18 protein-coding genes are annotated in these 18972 nt (G+C 70.1%); 4 read left to right on the top strand and 14 right to left on the bottom strand.

Translation table 11 applies throughout. The annotated features are described in order from the left end of the window. Positions 1 to 70: 70 nt before the first annotated feature. From FEF34_RS31590 to FEF34_RS31575, 4 genes are all read right to left on the bottom strand, one after another. On the bottom strand, positions 71 to 445 hold the full coding sequence (locus FEF34_RS31590) for an FKBP-type peptidyl-prolyl cis-trans isomerase (protein ID WP_138056209.1): 375 nt from the start codon (positions 443 to 445) through the stop codon (positions 71 to 73). 43 nt (positions 446 to 488) lie between these two features. Next, positions 489 to 1421, bottom strand: coding sequence for an FKBP-type peptidyl-prolyl cis-trans isomerase (locus tag FEF34_RS31585; RefSeq protein ID WP_138056208.1), 933 nt, complete (start codon positions 1419 to 1421; stop codon positions 489 to 491). Positions 1422 to 1557: 136 nt separating this feature from the next. Beyond that, the gene (gene pafA / locus FEF34_RS31580) at positions 1558 to 2919 is read right to left on the bottom strand and encodes a Pup--protein ligase (protein WP_138056207.1); all 1362 of its coding nucleotides are present in this window, start codon (positions 2917 to 2919) and stop codon (positions 1558 to 1560) included. Between the two features lie 9 nt (positions 2920 to 2928). Further along, entirely contained in the window at positions 2929 to 4200 is a 1272-nt protein-coding gene (locus FEF34_RS31575; protein ID WP_138056206.1) for an MFS transporter, read from the bottom strand. 142 nt (positions 4201 to 4342) lie between these two features. Between FEF34_RS31575 and FEF34_RS31570 the strand changes: the two genes are divergently transcribed. Then, on the top strand, positions 4343 to 5374 hold the full coding sequence (locus FEF34_RS31570) for a LacI family DNA-binding transcriptional regulator (RefSeq protein WP_138056205.1): 1032 nt from the start codon (positions 4343 to 4345) through the stop codon (positions 5372 to 5374). A 160-nt stretch (positions 5375 to 5534) separates the two neighbouring features. Here the strand turns inward: FEF34_RS31570 and prcA are convergent, their stop codons facing one another. The 6 genes from prcA to arc form a co-directional block, all read right to left on the bottom strand. Beyond that, positions 5535 to 6296: a proteasome subunit alpha gene (gene prcA / locus FEF34_RS31565; RefSeq protein WP_138056204.1), complete on the bottom strand. Its 762-nt coding sequence runs from the start codon at positions 6294 to 6296 to the stop codon at positions 5535 to 5537. A 62-nt stretch (positions 6297 to 6358) separates the two neighbouring features. Further along, the gene (gene prcB, locus FEF34_RS31560; RefSeq protein ID WP_138056203.1) at positions 6359 to 7204 is read right to left on the bottom strand and encodes a proteasome subunit beta; all 846 of its coding nucleotides are present in this window, start codon (positions 7202 to 7204) and stop codon (positions 6359 to 6361) included. Next, positions 7156 to 7749 (bottom strand): endonuclease VII domain-containing protein, encoded by a 594-nt coding sequence (locus tag FEF34_RS31555; RefSeq protein WP_138056202.1) that lies wholly within the window; start codon positions 7747 to 7749, stop codon positions 7156 to 7158. Before FEF34_RS31555 ends, prcB begins: the two co-directional genes overlap by 49 nt. 4 nt (positions 7750 to 7753) lie before the next feature. Continuing rightward, on the bottom strand, positions 7754 to 7972 hold the full coding sequence (locus tag FEF34_RS31550; RefSeq protein WP_138056201.1) for a ubiquitin-like protein Pup: 219 nt from the start codon (positions 7970 to 7972) through the stop codon (positions 7754 to 7756). A 132-nt stretch (positions 7973 to 8104) separates the two neighbouring features. Beyond that, entirely contained in the window at positions 8105 to 9616 is a 1512-nt protein-coding gene (gene dop, locus FEF34_RS31545; RefSeq protein ID WP_407698318.1) for a depupylase/deamidase Dop, read from the bottom strand. Between the two features lie 270 nt (positions 9617 to 9886). Next, positions 9887 to 11653 (bottom strand): proteasome ATPase, encoded by a 1767-nt coding sequence (gene arc, locus FEF34_RS31540; protein WP_138056200.1) that lies wholly within the window; start codon positions 11651 to 11653, stop codon positions 9887 to 9889. 258 nt (positions 11654 to 11911) lie between these two features. Between arc and FEF34_RS31535 the strand changes: the two genes are divergently transcribed. After that, a complete protein-coding gene (locus tag FEF34_RS31535; RefSeq protein WP_138056199.1) occupies positions 11912 to 12190 on the top strand; it encodes a ferredoxin in 279 nt (92 codons plus the stop codon). A 30-nt stretch (positions 12191 to 12220) separates the two neighbouring features. Here FEF34_RS31535 and FEF34_RS31530 read toward each other — a convergent pair whose 3' ends face one another. From FEF34_RS31530 to FEF34_RS31520, 3 genes are all read right to left on the bottom strand, one after another. Next, the gene (locus FEF34_RS31530) at positions 12221 to 12805 is read right to left on the bottom strand and encodes a hypothetical protein (RefSeq protein ID WP_138056198.1); all 585 of its coding nucleotides are present in this window, start codon (positions 12803 to 12805) and stop codon (positions 12221 to 12223) included. Positions 12806 to 13058: 253 nt separating this feature from the next. Beyond that, complete coding sequence (locus tag FEF34_RS31525) at positions 13059 to 13946, bottom strand: tRNA (adenine-N1)-methyltransferase (RefSeq protein ID WP_138056197.1); 888 nt, start codon at positions 13944 to 13946, stop codon at positions 13059 to 13061. A gap of 44 nt (positions 13947 to 13990) precedes the next feature. Further along, positions 13991 to 15235 carry a site-2 protease family protein gene (locus FEF34_RS31520; protein ID WP_138056196.1) on the bottom strand — a complete coding sequence of 415 codons (1245 nt, stop codon included), beginning with the start codon at positions 15233 to 15235 and terminating at the stop codon, positions 13991 to 13993. Between the two features lie 314 nt (positions 15236 to 15549). Between FEF34_RS31520 and FEF34_RS31510 the strand changes: the two genes are divergently transcribed. Then, positions 15550 to 16353, top strand: coding sequence for a RecB family exonuclease (locus FEF34_RS31510; protein WP_138056194.1), 804 nt, complete (start codon positions 15550 to 15552; stop codon positions 16351 to 16353). Between the two features lie 100 nt (positions 16354 to 16453). Further along, on the top strand, positions 16454 to 17125 hold the full coding sequence (locus FEF34_RS31505) for a response regulator (protein ID WP_093657207.1): 672 nt from the start codon (positions 16454 to 16456) through the stop codon (positions 17123 to 17125). A 232-nt stretch (positions 17126 to 17357) separates the two neighbouring features. On the opposite strand, the gene FEF34_RS31500 is transcribed toward FEF34_RS31505, so the two are convergent. After that, on the bottom strand, positions 17358 to 18944 hold the full coding sequence (locus FEF34_RS31500) for an ABC transporter substrate-binding protein (RefSeq protein WP_138056193.1): 1587 nt from the start codon (positions 18942 to 18944) through the stop codon (positions 17358 to 17360). Positions 18945 to 18972: the final 28 nt, after the last annotated feature.

Below are 18972 nucleotides of genomic sequence, written 5' to 3'. Positions count from 1 at the left end.
TACGGAGCGTCGCCGCAAAAGCGCGGGGCCCATGCCCGTACGGGCATGGGCCCCACCGGACCGCTTGCGATCAGATCGCGACCAGGTCGCAGACGAAGATCAACGTCTCGCCCGGAGCGATACGGCCGCCACCGGCACCGCGGTCGCCGTAGGCGAGGTGTGCCGGGATGGTCAGCTGGCGGCGGCCGCCGACCTTCATGCCCTGCACTCCCTTGTCCCAGCCCTGGATGACCTGGCCGACGCCGAGCTGGAACTGCAGCGGGGTGCCGCGGTTCCAGGAAGCGTCGAACTCCTCGCCCGTGGAGAAGGCCACGCCCACGTAGTGGACGGAGACGGTGTCGCCCGCCTTGGCCTGGGGCCCGTCGCCCTCCCAGATGTCCTTGATCTCAAGGTCGGCCGGCGGCTCGCCGCCCGGGAAGTCGATCTCGGGCTTCTCGATGCTCACGTGTTGCTCCTTGCGTTCTCTGTGCGAGTCAACGCTGACAGTCTTACAGAACCGCCAGGATGTCGACGGAGAAGACCAGCGTGGACTTCGCCGGGATGGGGCCCTGGGCCTGGTCGCCGTAGGCCATGTCCGGCGGCGCCACGAGCAGCACCCGGCTGCCGACCTTCTTGCCCTCCAGGCCCTTCGACCAGCCCGGGATCACGCCGGAGAGCGGGAAGGTGACGGGAGCACCCTTGGAGTAGCTGCTGTCGAACTCCTTGCCGTCCTTCCACAGGACGCCCTTGTACTGGACGGCCACCGTGTCGTCGGCCTTGACCGCGGGACCGCTGCCCTCGATGACGTAGTTGGAGACCAGCTTGGTCGGGGCGGGCTTCTTCGGCACGGTGATCGAGGGCGCCTTGCCGTCGGTGTTCGTCCCGACCTTGGGCAGGTCGATGTTGTCCTGGGCGACCTCGGTGCCCTTGGCGGACACGGGGAGTGTCGTGCCCTTGACGATGTCCATGACGAACACCAGCGTGGCGTTCGGCGGGATGTCGCCCTGACCGCTGCTGCCGTAGGCGAGCGACGGCGGGATGGACACCTCGAGACGGCTGCCGACCTTCTTGCCGTCGAGGGCCTTCTGCCAGCCCTCGATGACACCGCCGCCACCGATCGTCACGGCGTAGGGCTCGCCCCGGTCGAAGCTGTTGTCGAACGGCTTGTCGCCGTCCCACACCTGGCCGAGGTAGTCGACCTGGGCCTGGTCGCCCTTCTTGAGGACCTGGCCCTTGCCCTCGCTGAGGACCTCGACCTTGAGGTCCTTGGGCGGCTCGCCCTCGCCCTTGGCGAGCGTGGGCTTCTCGCCGAACTCGGCACCCGCGGTGATGGCGGGCAGCCCGTTCGACGGCTGGGCGGAAGTGGAGCCCTTGTCGTCGCCGCAGGCCGCTGTGGAGAGCAGCAGCAGGGGCACGACGAGCAGGCCGGCAAGTCGGCGCACGTGTTCCTCAGATCTCAGACGGCACATCGGTCGGTCGACACTCTAGGCCGTGCCGCGGGCCCCGTACGCGAAACGTACGGGGCCCGGGTGACGTTCCCGACCCGCACCGCCGCCTGCGGCGGGGCGGGACCGGCCGCTACATACCGGCGATCAGCTTCTCCACCCGGTCGTCGACGGAACGGAACGGGTCCTTGCACAACACGGTGCGCTGCGCCTGATCGTTGAGCTTGAGGTGCACCCAGTCGACGGTGAAGTCGCGCCGCTGCTCCTGGGCCCGGCGGATGAAGTCGCCGCGCAGCCGCGCTCTCGTGGTCTGCGGGGGCACGGACTTGCCCTCGAAGATCTTGAGGTCGTTGCAGATCCGGGTGGCCTGGCCCTTCTTCTCCAGGAGGTAGTAGAGCCCGCGCCTGCGGTGGATGTCGTGGTAGGCGAGGTCTATCTGAGCGACCCTCGGGTGGGACATCGTCATGTTGTGCTTGGCCCGGTACCGCTCGATGAGCTTGTACTTCATCACCCAGTCGATCTCGGTGCCGATCCTGTCGAGGTCCTCCTGCTCGATGGCGTCGAGGGTGCGGCCCCAGAGCTCCAGGACCTGCGCCACCGTGCCGGTGCGGATGCCCCGGCGGTCCACGAAGTCCACGGCCTTCTCGTAGTACTCGCGCTGGACCTCCAGGGCGGAGGCCTCGCGGCCGCTGGCCAGACGCACCTTGCGGCGGCCGGTGATGTCGTGGCTCACCTCGCGGATGGCGCGGATCGGGTTCTCGAGCGTCAGGTCGCGCATGACCGTGCCCGCCTCGATCATGCGCAGTACCAGGTCGGTGGCGCCGACCTTGAGCAGCATCGTCGTCTCCGACATGTTGGAGTCGCCGACGATGACGTGCAGGCGGCGGTAGCGCTCGGCGTCCGCGTGCGGCTCGTCCCGGGTGTTGATGATGGGCCGGGAGCGGGTGGTCGCGGAGCTGACGCCCTCCCAGATGTGCTCGGCGCGCTGGCTGACGCAGTACACCGCGCCGCGCGGGGTCTGGAGGACCTTTCCCGCCCCGCAGAGCAGCTGGCGGGTGACGAGGAACGGAATCAGGATGTCCGCGAGCCGGGAGAACTCTCCGTGCCGTGCCACGAGGTAGTTCTCGTGGCATCCGTAGGAGTTTCCGGCCGAATCGGTGTTGTTCTTGAAGAGATAGACGTCGCCCGCGATTCCCTCCTCGTGCAGGCGGCGTTCGGCGTCGACGAGCAGGCCTTCGAGGATGCGCTCCCCGGCCTTGTCGTGGGTGACGAGTTCGGTCACGTTGTCGCATTCGGGAGTTGCGTATTCCGGATGCGAACCCACGTCGAGGTAGAGGCGGGCCCCGTTGCGCAGGAAGACGTTGCTGCTGCGGCCCCATGACACGACTCGGCGGAAGAGGTAGCGCGCCACTTCGTCAGGTGACAGTCGGCGCTGTCCCCTGAACGTGCACGTGACGCCGTACTCGTTCTCCAGCCCGAAAATGCGGCGGTCCATGAGGGAACATTACGCCCGATGGCCTGAGCTGAAACCGGGTTCGACGGCACCGCTTCGATCATTTTCGTCCGCGGACGCCGCGACCGCGCCGCGGCCGGGAGCTGCGAGGAACCGTCCGGTGGCCAGCAGAACGACCAGTGCGGTGATCCCGCCGCAGCCGGCGACGGCGAAACCCGCGGTGGTCCCGCCGAATTCCACGGCCGGGCCGGCGGCCGCCGTGCCGACGGCCGCACCGACGCCGAAGGTGGTCACCAGCCAGGAGAACGCCTCGGTGACGGTCCCGCGGGGCGCGTGCCGGTCGACGACGATGAAGGCGCAGGCGATCGCGGGTGCGAGGAACAACCCCGAGACGACGCCGAGCGCGGTCATCGCTGGAACGCCCGGGGTGAGCATCAGCGGCATGTAGCCCAGCGCCAGCAGCCCGATGACGACCCGCAGCCGCCGCTCGGGCGCGCCCGCCCAGTCGCGCGCGCCGTAGGCGACGCCGCCGACCAGGGCGCCGAGACCGAGGGCCGCCATGAACCAGCCGTACACCGCGTCACCACCGCGGTCGTCGGCGTAGGCGAACGCGGCGACCGTGATCGAACCGAGGGCCAGGCCGACGAAGAAGAAGGAGCCGAGCAGGGCGAGCAGCCCCGGTGAGCGCAGAGCGCCGAGCCAGTGGGCCTCGCGGGGCGCGGAGCGCCAGGCTCGGGAGGGCCCGGAGACCACCACGGAGAGTGCGCCGAGCACGCCCAGTGCGTTGACGACCAGCAGCGAGGCGGCCGGCGACATCAGCCAGACCAGCAGGGTGACCAGCAGCGGACCGACCGTGAACATGACTTCCTGGGCTATCGCGTCCATGGCGTAGGCACGGTGCACCCGGTCCTCCCGGTGGCCGAGGACGTCCGGCCAGAGGGCGCGGAGCCCGCCTTCGAGCGGCGGGGTGAAGAACCCGGCGACGGCGACGGCGGCGTAGGCCACGGGGAGCGAGCCGATGCCCGCCACGGCGAGCGCGGCCATGCCGAGACCGGACAGGACGGCGGCGGGGAGCTGGACACGGGGCTGCCCGTGCAGGTCGACCATGCGGCCTAGGAGCGGCTGGCCTGCGGCGGTGGTCAGTCCGTAGACGGCCGCGAGGGCACCGGCGAGGGTGTAGCTCCCGCCCTCGGCCCGGGTGAAGAGCACGATCGCTATGTGCGCGACTCCGTTCGGCAGCCGGCCCACGAGCGTGCCTGCGAGCAGGCGTGCCGCGTGGGGGGCCTTGAGGATGTCCATGTACCCGGATGCTCCGGCGCCCATCGCTTCCGCCTCTTTGCTCCCGCCCCGGCCGGCTCTCGTCCGAACCAGGGAAGTTTTACGTATAACTTGATGCGTCATACGTATCATGTCAGATGCCGCGAGTCCACTCCCGCGGCGCAGGGGACCGAGCGCGGAGGCGAGTGTGCAGACCCGGGAGCCCGCCGCCGGCGGAGCGCGGCCGACCAGCAGGGACGTGGCGCGCGCGGCCGGGGTGTCCCAGGCCACGGTGTCGCTGGTGCTGGGCGGGAAGTGGCGCGGCCGGGTCTCCGAGCGCACCGCCGGGCTGGTGCGCGACGCGGCGTCCGACCTCGGCTACCGGCCGAATCTCGCCGCGCGCAATCTGCGACTCGGCCGGACGCGGACGGCGCTGCTGGTGGTGCCCGCCCTGACCAACGAGTTCTTCGCACGCGTGTACGGGGGCGCCGCCGCGGTGGCCGCCGAGCACGGCTTCGGTGTGGTGCTGTACCCCTCCCCCGAGGGCGTGGGACCCGCCCGGGACCCCTTCGCGTCCGCGCGTGCCGCCCTGGACGGAGTGATCGCCTCCTCGATGGCGGTCGGGGCGCTGGACGCGATCCGCGGATCCGACCTGCCGCTGGTGATGCTGGACAGCGACCCTTCGGACCAGGGGTCCGCGGCCCACGTGAACCTGGACGTCGCGGACGGCATGCGCCAGGTGACGGACCATCTGCTCGGCCTCGGGCACCGTCGTTTCGTCCATCTCGCCTCCGCGGTGCCGTCCTGGACCTTCGAGGTACGGGCCCGGGCCCTGGAGGCGGCCCTGCGGACGGTGCCGGAGGCGGAGATTCGGACGGTCCCGTCGCCGCTCGACGTGTCCGGTGCGCTGGCGGCGGCGGGGCGGACGCTGACCGGTCCGGGACCGCGGCCCACCGCCCTGGTCTGCGACGACGACATCCTCGCGGCCGGCGCCTGCAAGGCGGTCCGCCGCCTGGGGCTGCGGGTACCGGAGGACGTCTCGGTGACCGGTTTCGACGATCTGGCCCTGGCGACGGCGGTGGAGCCGGAGCTGACCACAGTCCGCCTCCCGGCCGAACGGATCGGCCAGGCCGGCATGACCGCGCTCCTCGACGTCCTCTCGTCCCGCCCCCCGGCGTCCGCTGCCCTCCCGGTCACCCTCGTCCCCCGGGGCTCCACGGGCCCCGCACCGGCGGCCTGAGGGCGCGCCCGCACCCCTGCCCGGAGGTGGGACTCGCGCACAGGGGCCGCGGAGACGCGTCAGCGGCCGCTGGCCGTGCCGTGTCCCCGCCCGCACACGCCCGCGCCCCGCCCGTGGGTCTCGGGCGGGGCGCGGAGAAGAGAACGGACGGAGCCGCGGACTACGCCTCGTCCTCCGGGGCCTCCTCGTCCGACGGGGCCTCCGTCGGAGCTGCGGCGGCGTCGTCGGCTCCCAGCAGGCGGGAGAGCTGGCGGCCCACGATCCGCTTGAACTTGCGCTGCTGAGGACGGGTGCGGTCCAGGACCGCGACCTCCAGGCGCTCCGCGGGGATCTCCCGTTCGCCGCCGTTGGTGTCGCGGGACAAGGCCTGCACCGCGAGCTTCAGCGCCTCCGCGAGGGACATCCCGTCACGGTGCCGCTGGTCGAGGAACGAGCTGATCTGCTCGGCGTTGCCGCCGACCGCGACCGAGCCGTGCTCGTCCACGATCGAGCCGTCGTGCGGCAGCCGGTAGATCTGGTCGCCCTCCGGCGACGTGCCCACCTCGGCGACGACCAGTTCGACCTCGTACGGCTTCTCGCCGGCGCTGGAGAAGATCGTGCCCAGCGTCTGCGCGTAGACGTTCGCGAGGCCGCGGGCCGTCACGTCGTCGCGGTCGTAGGTGTAGCCGCGCAGGTCGGCGTAGCGGACGCCGCCGATGCGCAGGTTCTCGTACTCGTTGTACTTGCCGGCCGCGGCAAAGCCGATCCGGTCGTAGATCTCGCTGAACTTGTGCAGCGCGCGGGACGGGTTCTCGCCGACGAAGACGATGCCGTCGGCGTATTGCATCACGACCAGGCTGCGGCCGCGCGCGATGCCCTTGCGGGCGTATTCCGCCCGGTCGGCCATCGCCTGCTGTGGTGAGACATAGAACGGCGTCGACACCGGCTATCCGTCCCTTTCTGTCAGTGGCGAGGAGGCACCGCCCAGCGGTGTCCTGGGGAACATCAGAGCAGCGCGGCCCTCGGGCCGTCGGGCTGCTCCCTCCGGCGCTCCAGGACCGCGTGGGCGATCTCGGAGGTCTCGGCCTCGGTCAGCTTGCGGAAACCCTCGTCGGTGATGACGGTGACGATCGGGTAGATACGGCGGCCCACGTCGGGCCCGCCCGTGGCGGAGTCCTCGTCGGCCGCGTCGTAGAGCGCCTGGATGACCAGCGTGAGCGCCTGCTCCTCGGCCAGGTCCTCGCGGAAGAGCTTCTTCATCGACCCGCGGGCGAAGATCGACCCGGAACCCGTCGCGGCGTAGCCGTGCTCCTCGGAACGGCCGCCGGTGACGTCGTACGAGAAGATCCGGCCCTTCTCCCGGTCGACATCCCAGCCTGCGAAGAGCGGGACCACCGCGAGGCCCTGCATGGCCATGCCGAGATTGCTGCGGATCATCGTGGACAGACGGTTCGCCTTGCCCTCGAGGGAGAGCTGGGCCCCCTCCACCTTCTCGAAGTGCTCCAGCTCGAGCTGGAACAGCTTGACCATCTCCACCGCCAGGCCTGCGGTGCCGGCGATGCCGACGGCGGAGTACTCGTCGGCCGGGAAGACCTTCTCGATGTCACGCTGGGCGATCATGTTGCCCATGGTGGCCCGCCGGTCACCGGCGAGCACCACGCCGCCGGGGAAGGACGCGGCGACGATCGTCGTGCCGTGGGGTGCCTGGATCACGCCCTGCACCGGAGGCAGGACACGCTTGCCCGGGAGCAGCTCGGGAGAGTGCTCGCCGAGGAAGTCCATGAAGGACGAGGAGCCAGGCGTCAGGAAGGCAGCCGGTAGACGCCCGGTGCTACGAGGGTTGGCTTCCACGAGGTTCCTTCCAAGTAGGCGGCAGCCCGCCGGACGGTGTCGGGATCGTCTCCCAACTTGCCGATGGCCGAATTGCAGTTGAAGCACAGTACGCCACGGACCCTACCCGTCTCATGACAGTGATCCACATGCGCTGCAGGAGCGGACAGGGAGATCACGCAGACACCCATCTGCAACGAGACCATGTCGTTGCGCTCGGCCTCGGTGATGCCGTACTGACGCTTCAGATGCCCCTGACGGCCCTGGATGGCCCTGCACGCTTTGCAGCGCGTCGAGAGGCCATCGGATGCGGTCGCGTGGCGATGCCATTCGCTGTGGGGCTTCACCTCGCCGCAGGTCCGGCACTCCTTGTACCCAGCAGGGACATCGACCTTGATTCGGACCGTCTTACCCTGAGCCCTCTGACGGCGTCGGTGGTACTCGGCAGCGCATTCGCGGCGAGTGGTCTGCAGCCCGTCGGGCCGCGACTTGTTCGACGCGAATGCGCTGGCCGGAAGTACCTTCTGGCGGGTTGAGCATTTTTCCTCAATGTCCACTTTGGACATTTACCTACTGACCGCCCTTTTGCACAAAACTCCGAACGAAGTCCTCTGCATTTTCTTCCAAGACGTCGTCGATCTCGTCGAGCACGGAGTCGACGTCGTCGGACAGCTTCTCCTGGCGCTCCTTGAGATCCTCGGAGGCCTGCGCGTCCTGCGCCTGCTCCTCGACCTCCTCGGTGGAGCGCGTGGCCCGCTGCTGCCCGCCGCCGGTGTCCTTGGTCGCCATATCCCTCACCCCGCTCGGTTCGCCCGCTTGGTTCGGACTCAAGATCAGACCCTACAAGGAGGGTCCGACATCGGCCCCGCACTTTCCTCAACGTCCGGGGCCCACCTCCATGATTCCCGGACGCGGGCCGTTTCAGCCCCCGGAGAGGACACGGACCAGGTCTTCCGCCGTCCGGCACCGGTCAAGGAGCTCCTTGACATGGTTACGTGTACCACGCAACGGTTCCAGCGTCGGTACGCGCTGCAGGGAGTCCCGACCCGGCAGATCGAAGATCACCGAGTCCCAGGAGGCGGCGGCCACGTCGTCCGCGTACTGCTCCAGGCAGCGGCCGCGGAAGTACGCCCTGGTGTCCTCAGGGGGCTTGCTCTCGGCCCGCTCGACGTCGGGCTCGTCCAGGAGCCGCTTCATCTTGCCGCGGGCCGCCAGACGGTTGTAGAGCCCCTTCTCGGGGCGTACGTCCGCGTACTGCAGGTCCACCAGGTGCAGCCGGGCCGCGTCCCAGTCGAGGTCGTCGCGCCTGCGGTAGCCCTCCAGGATCTCCCGCTTGGCGACCCAGTCCAGCTCCCCGGACAGGCTCATCGGGTCGTTCTCGAGCCGGTTGAGCGTGTCCTCCCAGCGCACCAGGACGTCCTTGGTCTGCTCGTCCGCGTCCACGCCGAAGCGGTCCTCGACGTACTTGCGCGCCAGTTCGAAGTACTCCATCTGCAGCTGGACCGCGGTGAGTGTCCGGCCGCTGCGCAGCGTGACCAGCCGCCGCAGCGTCGGGTCGTGGGAGACCTGGTGCAGCGTGCGCACGGGCTGGTCGACGGCCAGGTCGACGTTGATGAAACCGTCCTCGATCATCGACAGCACCAGCGCGGTCGTACCGAGCTTGAGGTAGGTCGAGATCTCGGACAGGTTCGCGTCGCCGATGATCACATGGAGCCGGCGGTACTTCTCCGCGTCGGCGTGCGGCTCGTCCCGGGTGTTGATGATGGGCCGCTTCAGGGTGGTCTCCAGGCCCACCTCCACCTCGAAGTAGTCGGCCCGCTGGCTGATCTGGAAGCCGTGCTCGTGACCGTCCTGGCCGATCCCGACCCGGCCGGCTCCGGTCACCACCTGGCGGGACACGAAGAACGGCGTCAGGTGCCGCACGATGTCCGAGAAGGCGGTCTCCCGCTTCATCAGGTAGTTCTCGTGCGTGCCGTAGGACGCGCCCTTGTTGTCGGTGTTGTTCTTGTACAGGTGGATGGGCTGGGCGCCGGGCAGCTGGGCGGCGCGCTCGGCCGCCTCCGCCATGATCCGCTCGCCGGCCTTGTCCCAGAGCACGGCGTCGCGGGGGTTGGTGACCTCGGGGGCGCTGTACTCGGGATGGGCGTGGTCCACGTAGAGCCGGGCGCCGTTGGTGAGGATCACGTTGGCCAGGCCGATGTCCTCGTCGGTGAGCTGGCTGGAGTCGGCCGCCTCACGGGCCAGGTCGAAGCCCCGGGCGTCGCGCAGGGGATTCTCCTCCTCGAAGTCCCAGCGGGCGCGGCGCGCCCGGTGCATCGCCGCCGCATAGGCGTTGACGATCTGGGACGAGGTGAGCATGGCATTGGCGTTCGGGTGGCCGGGGACGGAGATCCCGTACTCCGTCTCGATGCCCATTACTCGCCGTACGGTCATGCGGCCCTCCTTGCCCGGCGGCGCTCCCGTCCGGGAGCGGCGCTCAAGTACCGCTCGTTCTCCGTTGCGTGTGCGGTGCCCGTCCCCGCACGGCGCGACGCGGCGGTACGGACGAGCCTAGAACGCCTCTGCGCTGGTGGGGAGATCAATTCGGTCATTGCCCTGTGTGGTGCGATTACCCGTCCGGAACCCTTCGGAAAGCAGCCGGCTGCGGATGCCCTCCCCCGTTTTCCAAGGGGAGCCCCAGGACATCCGCAGCCGGGCTGCGATCTACAGGTACTGACCGGTGTTCGCCACCGTGTCGATGGAGCGTCCGGTGTCCGCGCCCTGCTTTCCGGTGACGAGGGTGCGGATGAACACGATCCGCTCGCCCTTCTTTCCGGAGATCCGGGCCCAGTCGTCCGGGTTTGTGGTGTTCGGCAGGTCCTCGTTCTCCTTGAATTCGTCGACGCAGGCCTGGAGCAGGTGCGCGACGCGGAGACCCTTCTGGTTGTGATCGAGGAAGGCCTTGATGGCCATCTTCTTCGCCCGGTCCACGATGTTCTGGATCATGGCGCCGGAATTGAAGTCCTTGAAGTAAAGGACTTCCTTGTCCCCGTTGGCGTAGGTGACCTCGAGGAAGCGGTTCTCCTCGGATTCCGCGTACATCTGCTCCACGACCGACTGGATCATGCCCTGGACGGCCGCTTCCTTGGAACCGGTGTGCTCGGAGAGGTCGTCCGCGTGCAGCGGCAGCGACGGCGTGAGGTACTTCGCGAAGATGTCCTTCGCCGCCTCCGCGTCCGGGCGCTCGATCTTGATCTTGACGTCGAGCCGGCCGGGCCGCAGGATCGCGGGGTCGATCATGTCCTCGCGGTTGGAGGCGCCGATCACGATCACGTTCTCCAGGCCCTCCACACCGTCGATCTCGGCGAGCAGCTGGGGAACGATCGTGTTCTCGACGTCCGAGCTGACACCGGAGCCGCGGGTGCGGAAGAGGGACTCCATCTCGTCGAAGAAGACGATGACGGGCGTGCCCTCACCGGCCTTCTCACGGGCGCGCTGGAAGACCAGGCGGATGTGCCGCTCGGTCTCGCCGACGTACTTGTTGAGGAGCTCGGGGCCCTTGATGTTGAGGAAGTAGCTCTTCCCCGCGGGCTGGCCGGTCACCTCGGCGACCTTCTTGGCAAGGGAGTTGGCGACGGCCTTCGCGATCAGCGTCTTGCCGCATCCGGGCGGGCCGTAGAGCAGGATGCCCTTCGGCGGCCGCAGTTCGTGCTCCTTGAAGAGGTCGGGGTGGAGGTACGGGAGCTCGACGGCGTCCCGGATCATCTCGATCTGACCGCCGAGGCCGCCGATCTTGTCGTAGTCGACGTCCGGGACCTCTTCGAGGACCAGCTCCTCGACCTCGCTCTTGGGCACGACCTCGTACACGTACCCGGACCTGGGCTCGAGCAGCAGGGCGTCGCCGGGGCGGATGGTGACGGCCAGCAGTGGCTCGGCGAGCCGCACCACCCGTTCCTCGTCGGTGTGCCCGATCACCAGGGCCCGCTCGCCGTCCTCGAGGATCTCCTTGAGGGTGACGATGTCCCCGGTGCGCTCGAACTCCATGGCCTCGACCACGTTGAGCGCCTCGTTGAGCATGACCTCCTGGCCGCGCCGGAGCTCTTCGGCTTCGACGCCGGGGCTGACGTTGACCCGGAGCTTCCGGCCGCCGGTGAAGATGTCGGCGGTGCCGTCCTCGTTGGCCTGCAGGAAGACACCGAAGCCGGCCGGCGGCTGCGCGAGCCGGTCGACCTCTTCCTTGAGGGCCACGATCTGGTCTCGGGCCTCACGGAGCGTGTTCGCCAGTCGTTCGTTCTGCGCGGACACGCCGGCCAGGTTCGTCTGCAGCTCGACGATCCGCTCCTCGAGAATCCTCGTATGACGCGGAGAGTCGGCGAGCTTGCGGCGCAGGACGGCGATTTCCTGCTCGAGATAGGCGACCTGGCCGGCGGGGTCTTCAGACCCCCGCCCCGGCCGGAAGCCGCGGTTGTTGTCGTCGTCGTGGGCTGCCACGGTCCTCACCTCCTCCAAGGGGAGCTGGACGCTTCCTGACCCTACCTGGGTGGGTGGTGATTGAAACCCCTAGATCACAAAGACGGAAGGGGTGTGTCCGATCTTCACCCTTGCGCTGCCCCTCACGCCAGGGGAATACCCACCCATCAACATCGGAAAGCGGGCGGTTGTATGGTCGGAACGGTCAACACCCGTCAGGGCTGGCCCGTATTGATACACACACGGCTTGATGCACACCGCGCAGGAACGGCAGGCGACATGAACGAGGCTCTCGAAGTCTGGATCGACCAGGAGCTGTGCACCGGCGACGGCATCTGCGCCCAGTACGCGCCCGAGGTCTTCGAGCTGGACATCGACGGCCTGGCGTACGTGAAGAGCGCCGACGACGAGCTGCTGCAGGACCCGGGCGCCACAACGCCCGTACCGCTGCCGCTGCTGACCGACGTCATCGATTCGGCCAAGGAGTGCCCCGGCGACTGCATCCATGTACGCCGCGTCTCGGACAAGACCGAGGTGTACGGGCCCGACGCCGAGTAGGGGCTGTCCCCACGGACCGTGGGTGACCTCTCACACACTCCCGGTGGCGTCCCCGTCCACGCCGGACTCGACGAACTTCCCCCCGCTCCACCGCCAGTTGACCGTCTCCCGCTCGTCCGGGCAGCAGCGCGGCACGTCCGGCGACGAATACCCGAGGAGCTCGGCCGTGACGACTCCGTCACGGACGGCGAGCTCGCCGACGCTCTGCCGTCGCGCGGGCTCCAGCAGGGTGGCGACGACGCGGGGCTCCCCGGTGCGGGACCGGGCCAGTACGTAGACCCCGCTGGGCGGGGTGCCGGAACCGGCCTCGCAGCGCGCCGCCACGACCGTCTCCCGGCCGCCGTCGCCGTCCAGGTCTCCGGTGGCCCGCCCGACCACCACGGTCGGCGCCCCGCCGCACTCCAGGGGCAGCGCGACGCCGTCTGCGTCGGGGGCGGGCACCGGAGCGGGGGCCGCCGCGGTGGTTTCCCGGCTCCCGGGCTGGCCCGCTCGGGCATGGTCCGGCTGCAGCAGGCCCGCCAGGGCGACGACCGCGGACATCGCCGTCGCGGTGGCCAGCCAGTGCACCGGGCGGGCGTGGGTGTGCGCGAGATCCGGGACGGCGGAGGTCTGCACCGAGGCGTCTCCTGTTGAGCAGCGGTTCCGGTGGGGTGCCCGCATCGTGCCACACGTCACAGGGCACGGGAACGGCGGGGTGCGAAACCGCCGTGGCGAAAAACCGGTGCAATCCGCCCGGCACGATCCAACGCGCCGGGGCCACCGTCGAGTTCTCCCGCGGCGACCGGAAGTCGGCTTGGGAGCGGGAGTGTTGTGACAACGCCTCCGCCCCGCGCCCGGATCCGGGCGCGGGGCGGTCGCTGACGGGTGCTCAGCCCTTGTTCGGGCCCTCGTAGTCCTCGCCGTAGGCGCCCTTGGCGGGCCTGCGGCGGCGCATCGGCGGCTCCACGCCGTCCGCGAGCCGACGGGCGGTGACCAGGAAGCCGGTGTGGCCGATCATCCGATGGTCCGGCCGCACGGCCAGCCCCTCGACGTGCCAGTTGCGGATCATGGACTCCCACGGCTGCGGCTCGGCGTAGCAGCCGATCTCGCGGATGGACTCGACGGTCCGGGCGAGCTGCGTGGTGGTCGCCACGTAGCAGCACAGGATGCCGCCGGGGACGAGCGCCTTGGAGACGGCCTCCAGGCACTCCCAGGGCGCGAGCATGTCCAGGATGACGCGGTCGACGTCGGCGTCCGAGAGGTTGTCCTGCAGGTCCCCGACGGTCAGCGTCCAGGCCGGGTGCGGTCCGCCGAAGTAGCGCTCGACGTTGCCCTTGGCGATCTCCGCGAAGTCCTCACGGCGCTCGTAGGAGTGCAGCATGCCCTCGTCGCCGATCGCGCGCAGCAGGAAGGCGCTCAGCGAGCCGGAGCCGACACCCGCCTCCACGACGCGGGCCCCGGAGAAGATGTCGGCGAAGGCCAGGATCTGCCCCGCGTCCTTGGGGTAGACCACGGCTGCGCCGCGGGGCATGGACAGGACGTAGTCGGGGAGCAGGGGGCGCAGCGCGAGGTAGGCGACGTTTCCCGTGGTACGGACAACACTGCCCTCGGGGGCGCCGATCAGCTCGTCGTGCGGGAAGGAACCCTTGTGGGTGTGGAAGTTCTTCCCGGCCTCGAGCGTGAACGTGTAGTGGCGTCCCTTGGGATCGGTGAGCTGGACCTGGTCCCCGACCTTGAAGGGCCCGCGACGGCGGGCGGCACCGGTCGGTTCGGACATGTGACCAGTGTATGGGGTGCGGGAAGCCGCCCGTGCCACGAGGTTCAGGAGCCGGGGCGGGCCATCGCGGCCACGAAGGCCCGCTCGACGTCCGCCGTGGAGAGCACTCCGTAGATCTCCCCGTTCTCCTCCACCACCAGGTACTCGGTGGCCGGATTCGCGCGCAGCCGGTCCAGCAGTGCCTCGCCGGCGAGTTCGGCGGGGACCTTCATGCCGTCCGTGAGGTCCTGGGCGAGACCGCCTACGGCGACCCAGGGACGGCGGTGCTCGGGGACGCCGACGATCGCGGCCTCGCGGACGAGGGCGGTCGGATCGCCGTGCCCGTCGACCACGACGAGGGCGCGGGCGCCGGCCTCGTTGGCGCGCCGCAGCGCCTCGGACAGCGGGGTGTCCGAGCCTACGGGGACGGCCCGCCGGGTGAGGGCCCGGGCACGCAGTTCGGGCAGGTGCTCCCGCAGGCGGGCCATGCGCAGGCTGTTGCCCGCGCCGGTCCAGATGATCGCGGCGAGGATGGCGGCGAGCAGGGCGTCGGTGACGGTCTCCATGCCGCCGATGTCCTCGGTGGGGTTGCCGAGGGCGCCGGTGTGGGTGAGGAGGGGCAGTCCGATCAGTACGGCGACGGCGAGGGCGCGGCCGACCCAGGCGGCGGCGACGGTCCCGCTCATCGCCCTGCCCGTGATCTTCCAGACGACCGCGCGCAGCATCCGGCCGCCGTCCAGCGGCAGTCCGGGGAGAAGGTTGAAGGCGGCGACGATGAGGTTGGAGATCATCAGCCCCGCCAGCAGCACGCCCGGTACCGTACCGGGCTCGACTGCCTGCATGCCGGCGTAGAAGACGGCGGCGAGGACGAGCGACAGCAACGGCCCGACGAAGGCGAGGACGAACTCCCGGCCCGGGGTCTCCGACTCCTTCTCGATCTCCGAGACTCCCCCGAAGAACTGGAGCTGGATCCGCCGCACGGGCAGCTTGTAGCGCAGCGCCACGACGGTGTGGGCCAGTTCGTGGACCAGCACGGACGCGTAGAAGGCCACCGCGAAGAACAGCGACACGAGATAGCGGGCGCCACCGAGCTCCGGCAGGACCCGGTCCAGCTGGCCGCCGAAGACCCAGGTGATGAGGGCCGCGACCACGAACCAGCTGGGGGCGACGTACACGGGCACGCCGAAGGGGCGGCCCATGAGGATGCCGCCGCCGGGCTCCGCGGAGCGGTCGTGTCCGCCGCCGGGGTCCGCTTCCCCCGTGCCGGACCGCGCGCGCGTACGCTCGCCGCTCTCCTCGTCCTTCTTCACGGGTTCCCTTCGTCGCGAGGCGGGGCTCGCTCGATCATGCAGTGCGAGAGGGTCTGACGTCGATGGTATGCCGCTCGCTGTCGGTGGCGGGCCGTAGGGTCTGAGTCATGAGTACGAGTCAGCCGCCCGTTCCGGAAGGCCCGCCGCACCCCGTGGAGGTGCCGCCGCCCGCCGCGGAGGCCTCGGCCGGGGTGCCGCCGCCCGCCGCCGCGGTGCCGCCGCAGCCCCTTCCGGTGGTCGAGTCCGGCGCGGCCGACGGGCATCCGGTCCCGCCGGAGGGTTCTCCCGTCTCCCCGCCGGAGGGACGGCCGCCGATGTCGCTGTCGCCCTCCCGGGCGAGCGACTTCATGCAGTGCCCGCTGCTCTACCGCTTCCGGGTGATCGACCGGCTGCCGGAGAAGCCGAGCGAGGCGGCCACCAGGGGCACGCTGGTGCACGCGGTCCTGGAACGGCTCTTCGACGCGCCGGCCGTGGAGCGCACGCCGCCGCGTGCGAAGGCGCTCGTCCCCGGTCAGTGGGACAGGCTGCTGGAGTCGCGGCCGGAGCTGGGCGAGCTGTTCGCCCAGGACGAGGACGGCGAGCGGCTGGCGCGCTGGATGTCCGAGGCGGAGGCGCTGGTCGAGCGCTGGTTCTCGCTGGAGGACCCGACGCGGCTGGAGCCGGCCGAGCGCGAGCTGTTCGTGGAGACGGAGCTGGAGTCGGGGCTGCGGCTGCGCGGGGTGATCGACCGGGTGGACGTGGCGCCCACGGGCGAGGTGCGGATCGTCGACTACAAGACGGGCAAGGCGCCCCGCCCCGAGTACAGCGAGGGCGCGCTGTTCCAGATGAAGTTCTACGCCCTGGTGGTCTGGCGGCTGAAGGGCGTGGTGCCGCGGCGGCTGCAGCTGGTGTACCTGGGCAGCGGGGAGGTGCTCACGTACGACCCGGTCCCGGCGGATCTGGAGCGGGTGGAGCGCAAGCTGCTGGCCCTGTGGGACGCGATCATGCGGGCCACGGAGACGGGCGACTGGCGGCCGCGTCCGACCAGGCTCTGCGGCTGGTGCGACCACCGGGCCCGGTGCCCGGAGTTCGGCGGAACACCGCCGGTGTACCCGCTGCCCGTGGTCCCGGCGGGCTGACGCACGGCGCGCCCGGTGCCCCGGGGCGGGGTCGCCCGGCGAGGTCGGCCTCCGGCGGGCAGGGCAGAATGGGGCGGTCCCGTATTCCTGAGGAGATTCCGTGGCTATCCGCGTCCTACTCGTCGACGACCAACCGCTTCTGCGCACGGGCTTCCGGATGATCCTGGAGGCCGAGCAGGACATCGCCGTGGTCGGTGAGGCCGGGGACGGCCTGCAGGCCCTGGACCAGGTGCGGGCGCTGCAACCCGACGTGGTGCTGATGGACATCCGGATGCCGCGGATGGACGGCGTCGAGGCGACCCGCCAGATCACCGGCCCCGAGCGGGACGGCCCGGCGAAGGTGCTGGTGCTGACCACGTTCGACCTCGACGAGTACGTCGTCGAGGCGCTGCGGGCGGGTGCGAGCGGCTTCCTGCTGAAGGACGCCCCGGCGAACGAGCTGGTGCAGGCGATCCGGGTGGTCGCGGCCGGCGAGGCGATGCTGGCGCCGAGCATCACGCGGCGGCTGCTCGACAAGTACGCGGGGCATCTGCCGTCGGGCGAGGAACCGGCGCCGAACACACTGCACACCCTGACCGAGCGCGAGGTCGAGGTCCTGAAGCTGGTGGCCCGGGGGCTGTCGAACGCCGAGATCGCGGCGGACCTCTTCGTCAGCGAGACGACGGTGAAGACGCACGTGGGCCACGTCCTGACGAAGCTGGGCCTGCGCGACCGGGTCCAGGCGGCGGTGTACGCCTACGAGAGCGGACTGGTGCGGCCGGGAGCGCAGTGACCGGCGCGGGCGGCGGCCTGCGGTACCCGGTGAACGGCGGGACCCGGCGGGGCGGCGGCGCCCCCGGCCGCGGGAATCGGCCGGGCGTCCGGTGGTGAGCCGTGAGGGGTCCACGGCGGCCGCGCCTCCGTGTAGGCCGGCCGCCGCTGCCGCACCCGCGGAGGACCCCGGTGGCCGTCGGCCACCGGGGTCCTCCGCGTACGCCGGACCGGGGCCGGCCGTGGGACGGGTGTCAGCCCTTCTTGATCTCCCAGAAGCGGAAGACCGTGGAGGCGTCGAGCGTCCACTCCAGGCCGGTGATGTTGCCGTTGTAGACGGCGTACTGCTTGCCCTGCCACAGCGGGAGGATCGGCAGTTCGTCGGCGACGATGTTCTGCAGCTGGGCGAACTTGTCACCGGTGGAGGCCCGGTCCGCCACGGCCGCGGTCTCCGGGATGATCTTGCCGGTGATCTGCGTGTTCTCGTAGTTGTTGCCGAGGACGTTGCCGTCGCCGAAGAACGGCTGGGTGAAGTTGTCGGCATCCGGGTAGTCGGGGACCCAGCCCTTGACGTAGACGCCGTACTTGCCGGCCTGGACGTCCTTCTCGTACTTCTCGAACTCGACCGACTTGACGTCCGCCTGGAACAGACCGCTCTTGTTGAGCTGCTGCGCGATCGCGGCCATCTCCAGGTCGGTGGCCGGGCCGTAACGGCTCGGGGTGGACCAGAGGGTGAGTTTCACCTTCTCGTCGATGCCCGCGTCGCGCAGGGCCTTGCGGGCCTTGTCCGGCTGCGGGTGGCCCCCGTAGCGGTCGAAGAAGGCGGTGTTGTGACCGGCGATGCCGGCCGGGACGATCGAGTGCAGCGGCTCGGCGGTGCCCTTGTAGACGTCGCGGACGAGGGCGTCCCGGTCGACGAGGTAGGCGAAGGCCTGGCGCACGGCGAGCTTGCCGGTGACCGGGTGGTTTATGTTGAAGACCAGGTGCTGGACCTCGGCGCTGTTGCCCTCGACGACCGCGATGCCCTGCTTGCCCGCCTCCACTGAGGCCTGGAGGCCGTCGATGTCCTGGGCGGTGAGGCCGCGGTAGGCCACGTCGACGTCGCCCTGCTTCAGGGCCGAGCCGAGGCCCTTCTGGTCGCCCCGGAAGAACGTCAGGGTGACGCCGGTGTTCCGGACCTCGGCGTTGCCCTTGTACTCGGGGTTGACCGAGAAGACGGCCTCCTCGTCGCTGAAGGAGTCGAGCTTGTACGGGCCGGAGCCGACCGCCTTGCCGTCCGTCCGCAGGGAGCCCGCCTCGTACTCGCGGTGGTCCACGATCGAGCCCGCACCGGAGGCGATCTTGCTCGGGAAGGTGGCGTCGGGGACCTTCAGCTTGAAGACGACGGTGCGCTCGTCGGGCGTCTCGATGCCGTCGATGGTCGAGAGCAGCGGGCCGGGACCGGAGTCGCTGGCGATCTTCAGCGCGCGCTCGAAGGAGAACTTCACGTCCTTCGAGGTCAGGTCGTTGCCGTTGCTGAACTTGAGGCCCTCGCGGAGCGTGCAGCGGTAGACCGTGCTGCCGCTCTCGAAGCCGCACTCCTCGGCGGCCTCCGGCTGCGGGGTGGAGCTGCCCTTCGGGAAGGCCATCAGGGACTGGAAGACGTTGTTGAACAGCAGCCAGGAGCCGGGGTCGTAACCGTCCGCGGGGTCCGTGGCGAGGACGTCGTCGGAGATGCCGACGGCGACGCGGACGCCTTCGCCGTCGGACCCGTCGCCGTGCTCCGAGCCGCAGCCCGCCAGCAGTACGGCGGACAGCCCCGCGGCCAGCGGCGCCGTCGTGCGCTTGAATCGTGCCTTCACAGAACCTTGCCTCTTGCTCTCGTTTCCG

The sequence above is a fragment of the Streptomyces marianii genome (assembly GCF_005795905.1).
GTDB lineage: Bacteria > Actinomycetota > Actinomycetes > Streptomycetales > Streptomycetaceae > Streptomyces > Streptomyces marianii.
Note: the sequence above shows the minus strand (reverse complement) of the source record. Positions and strands in the feature narration are given on the sequence as shown.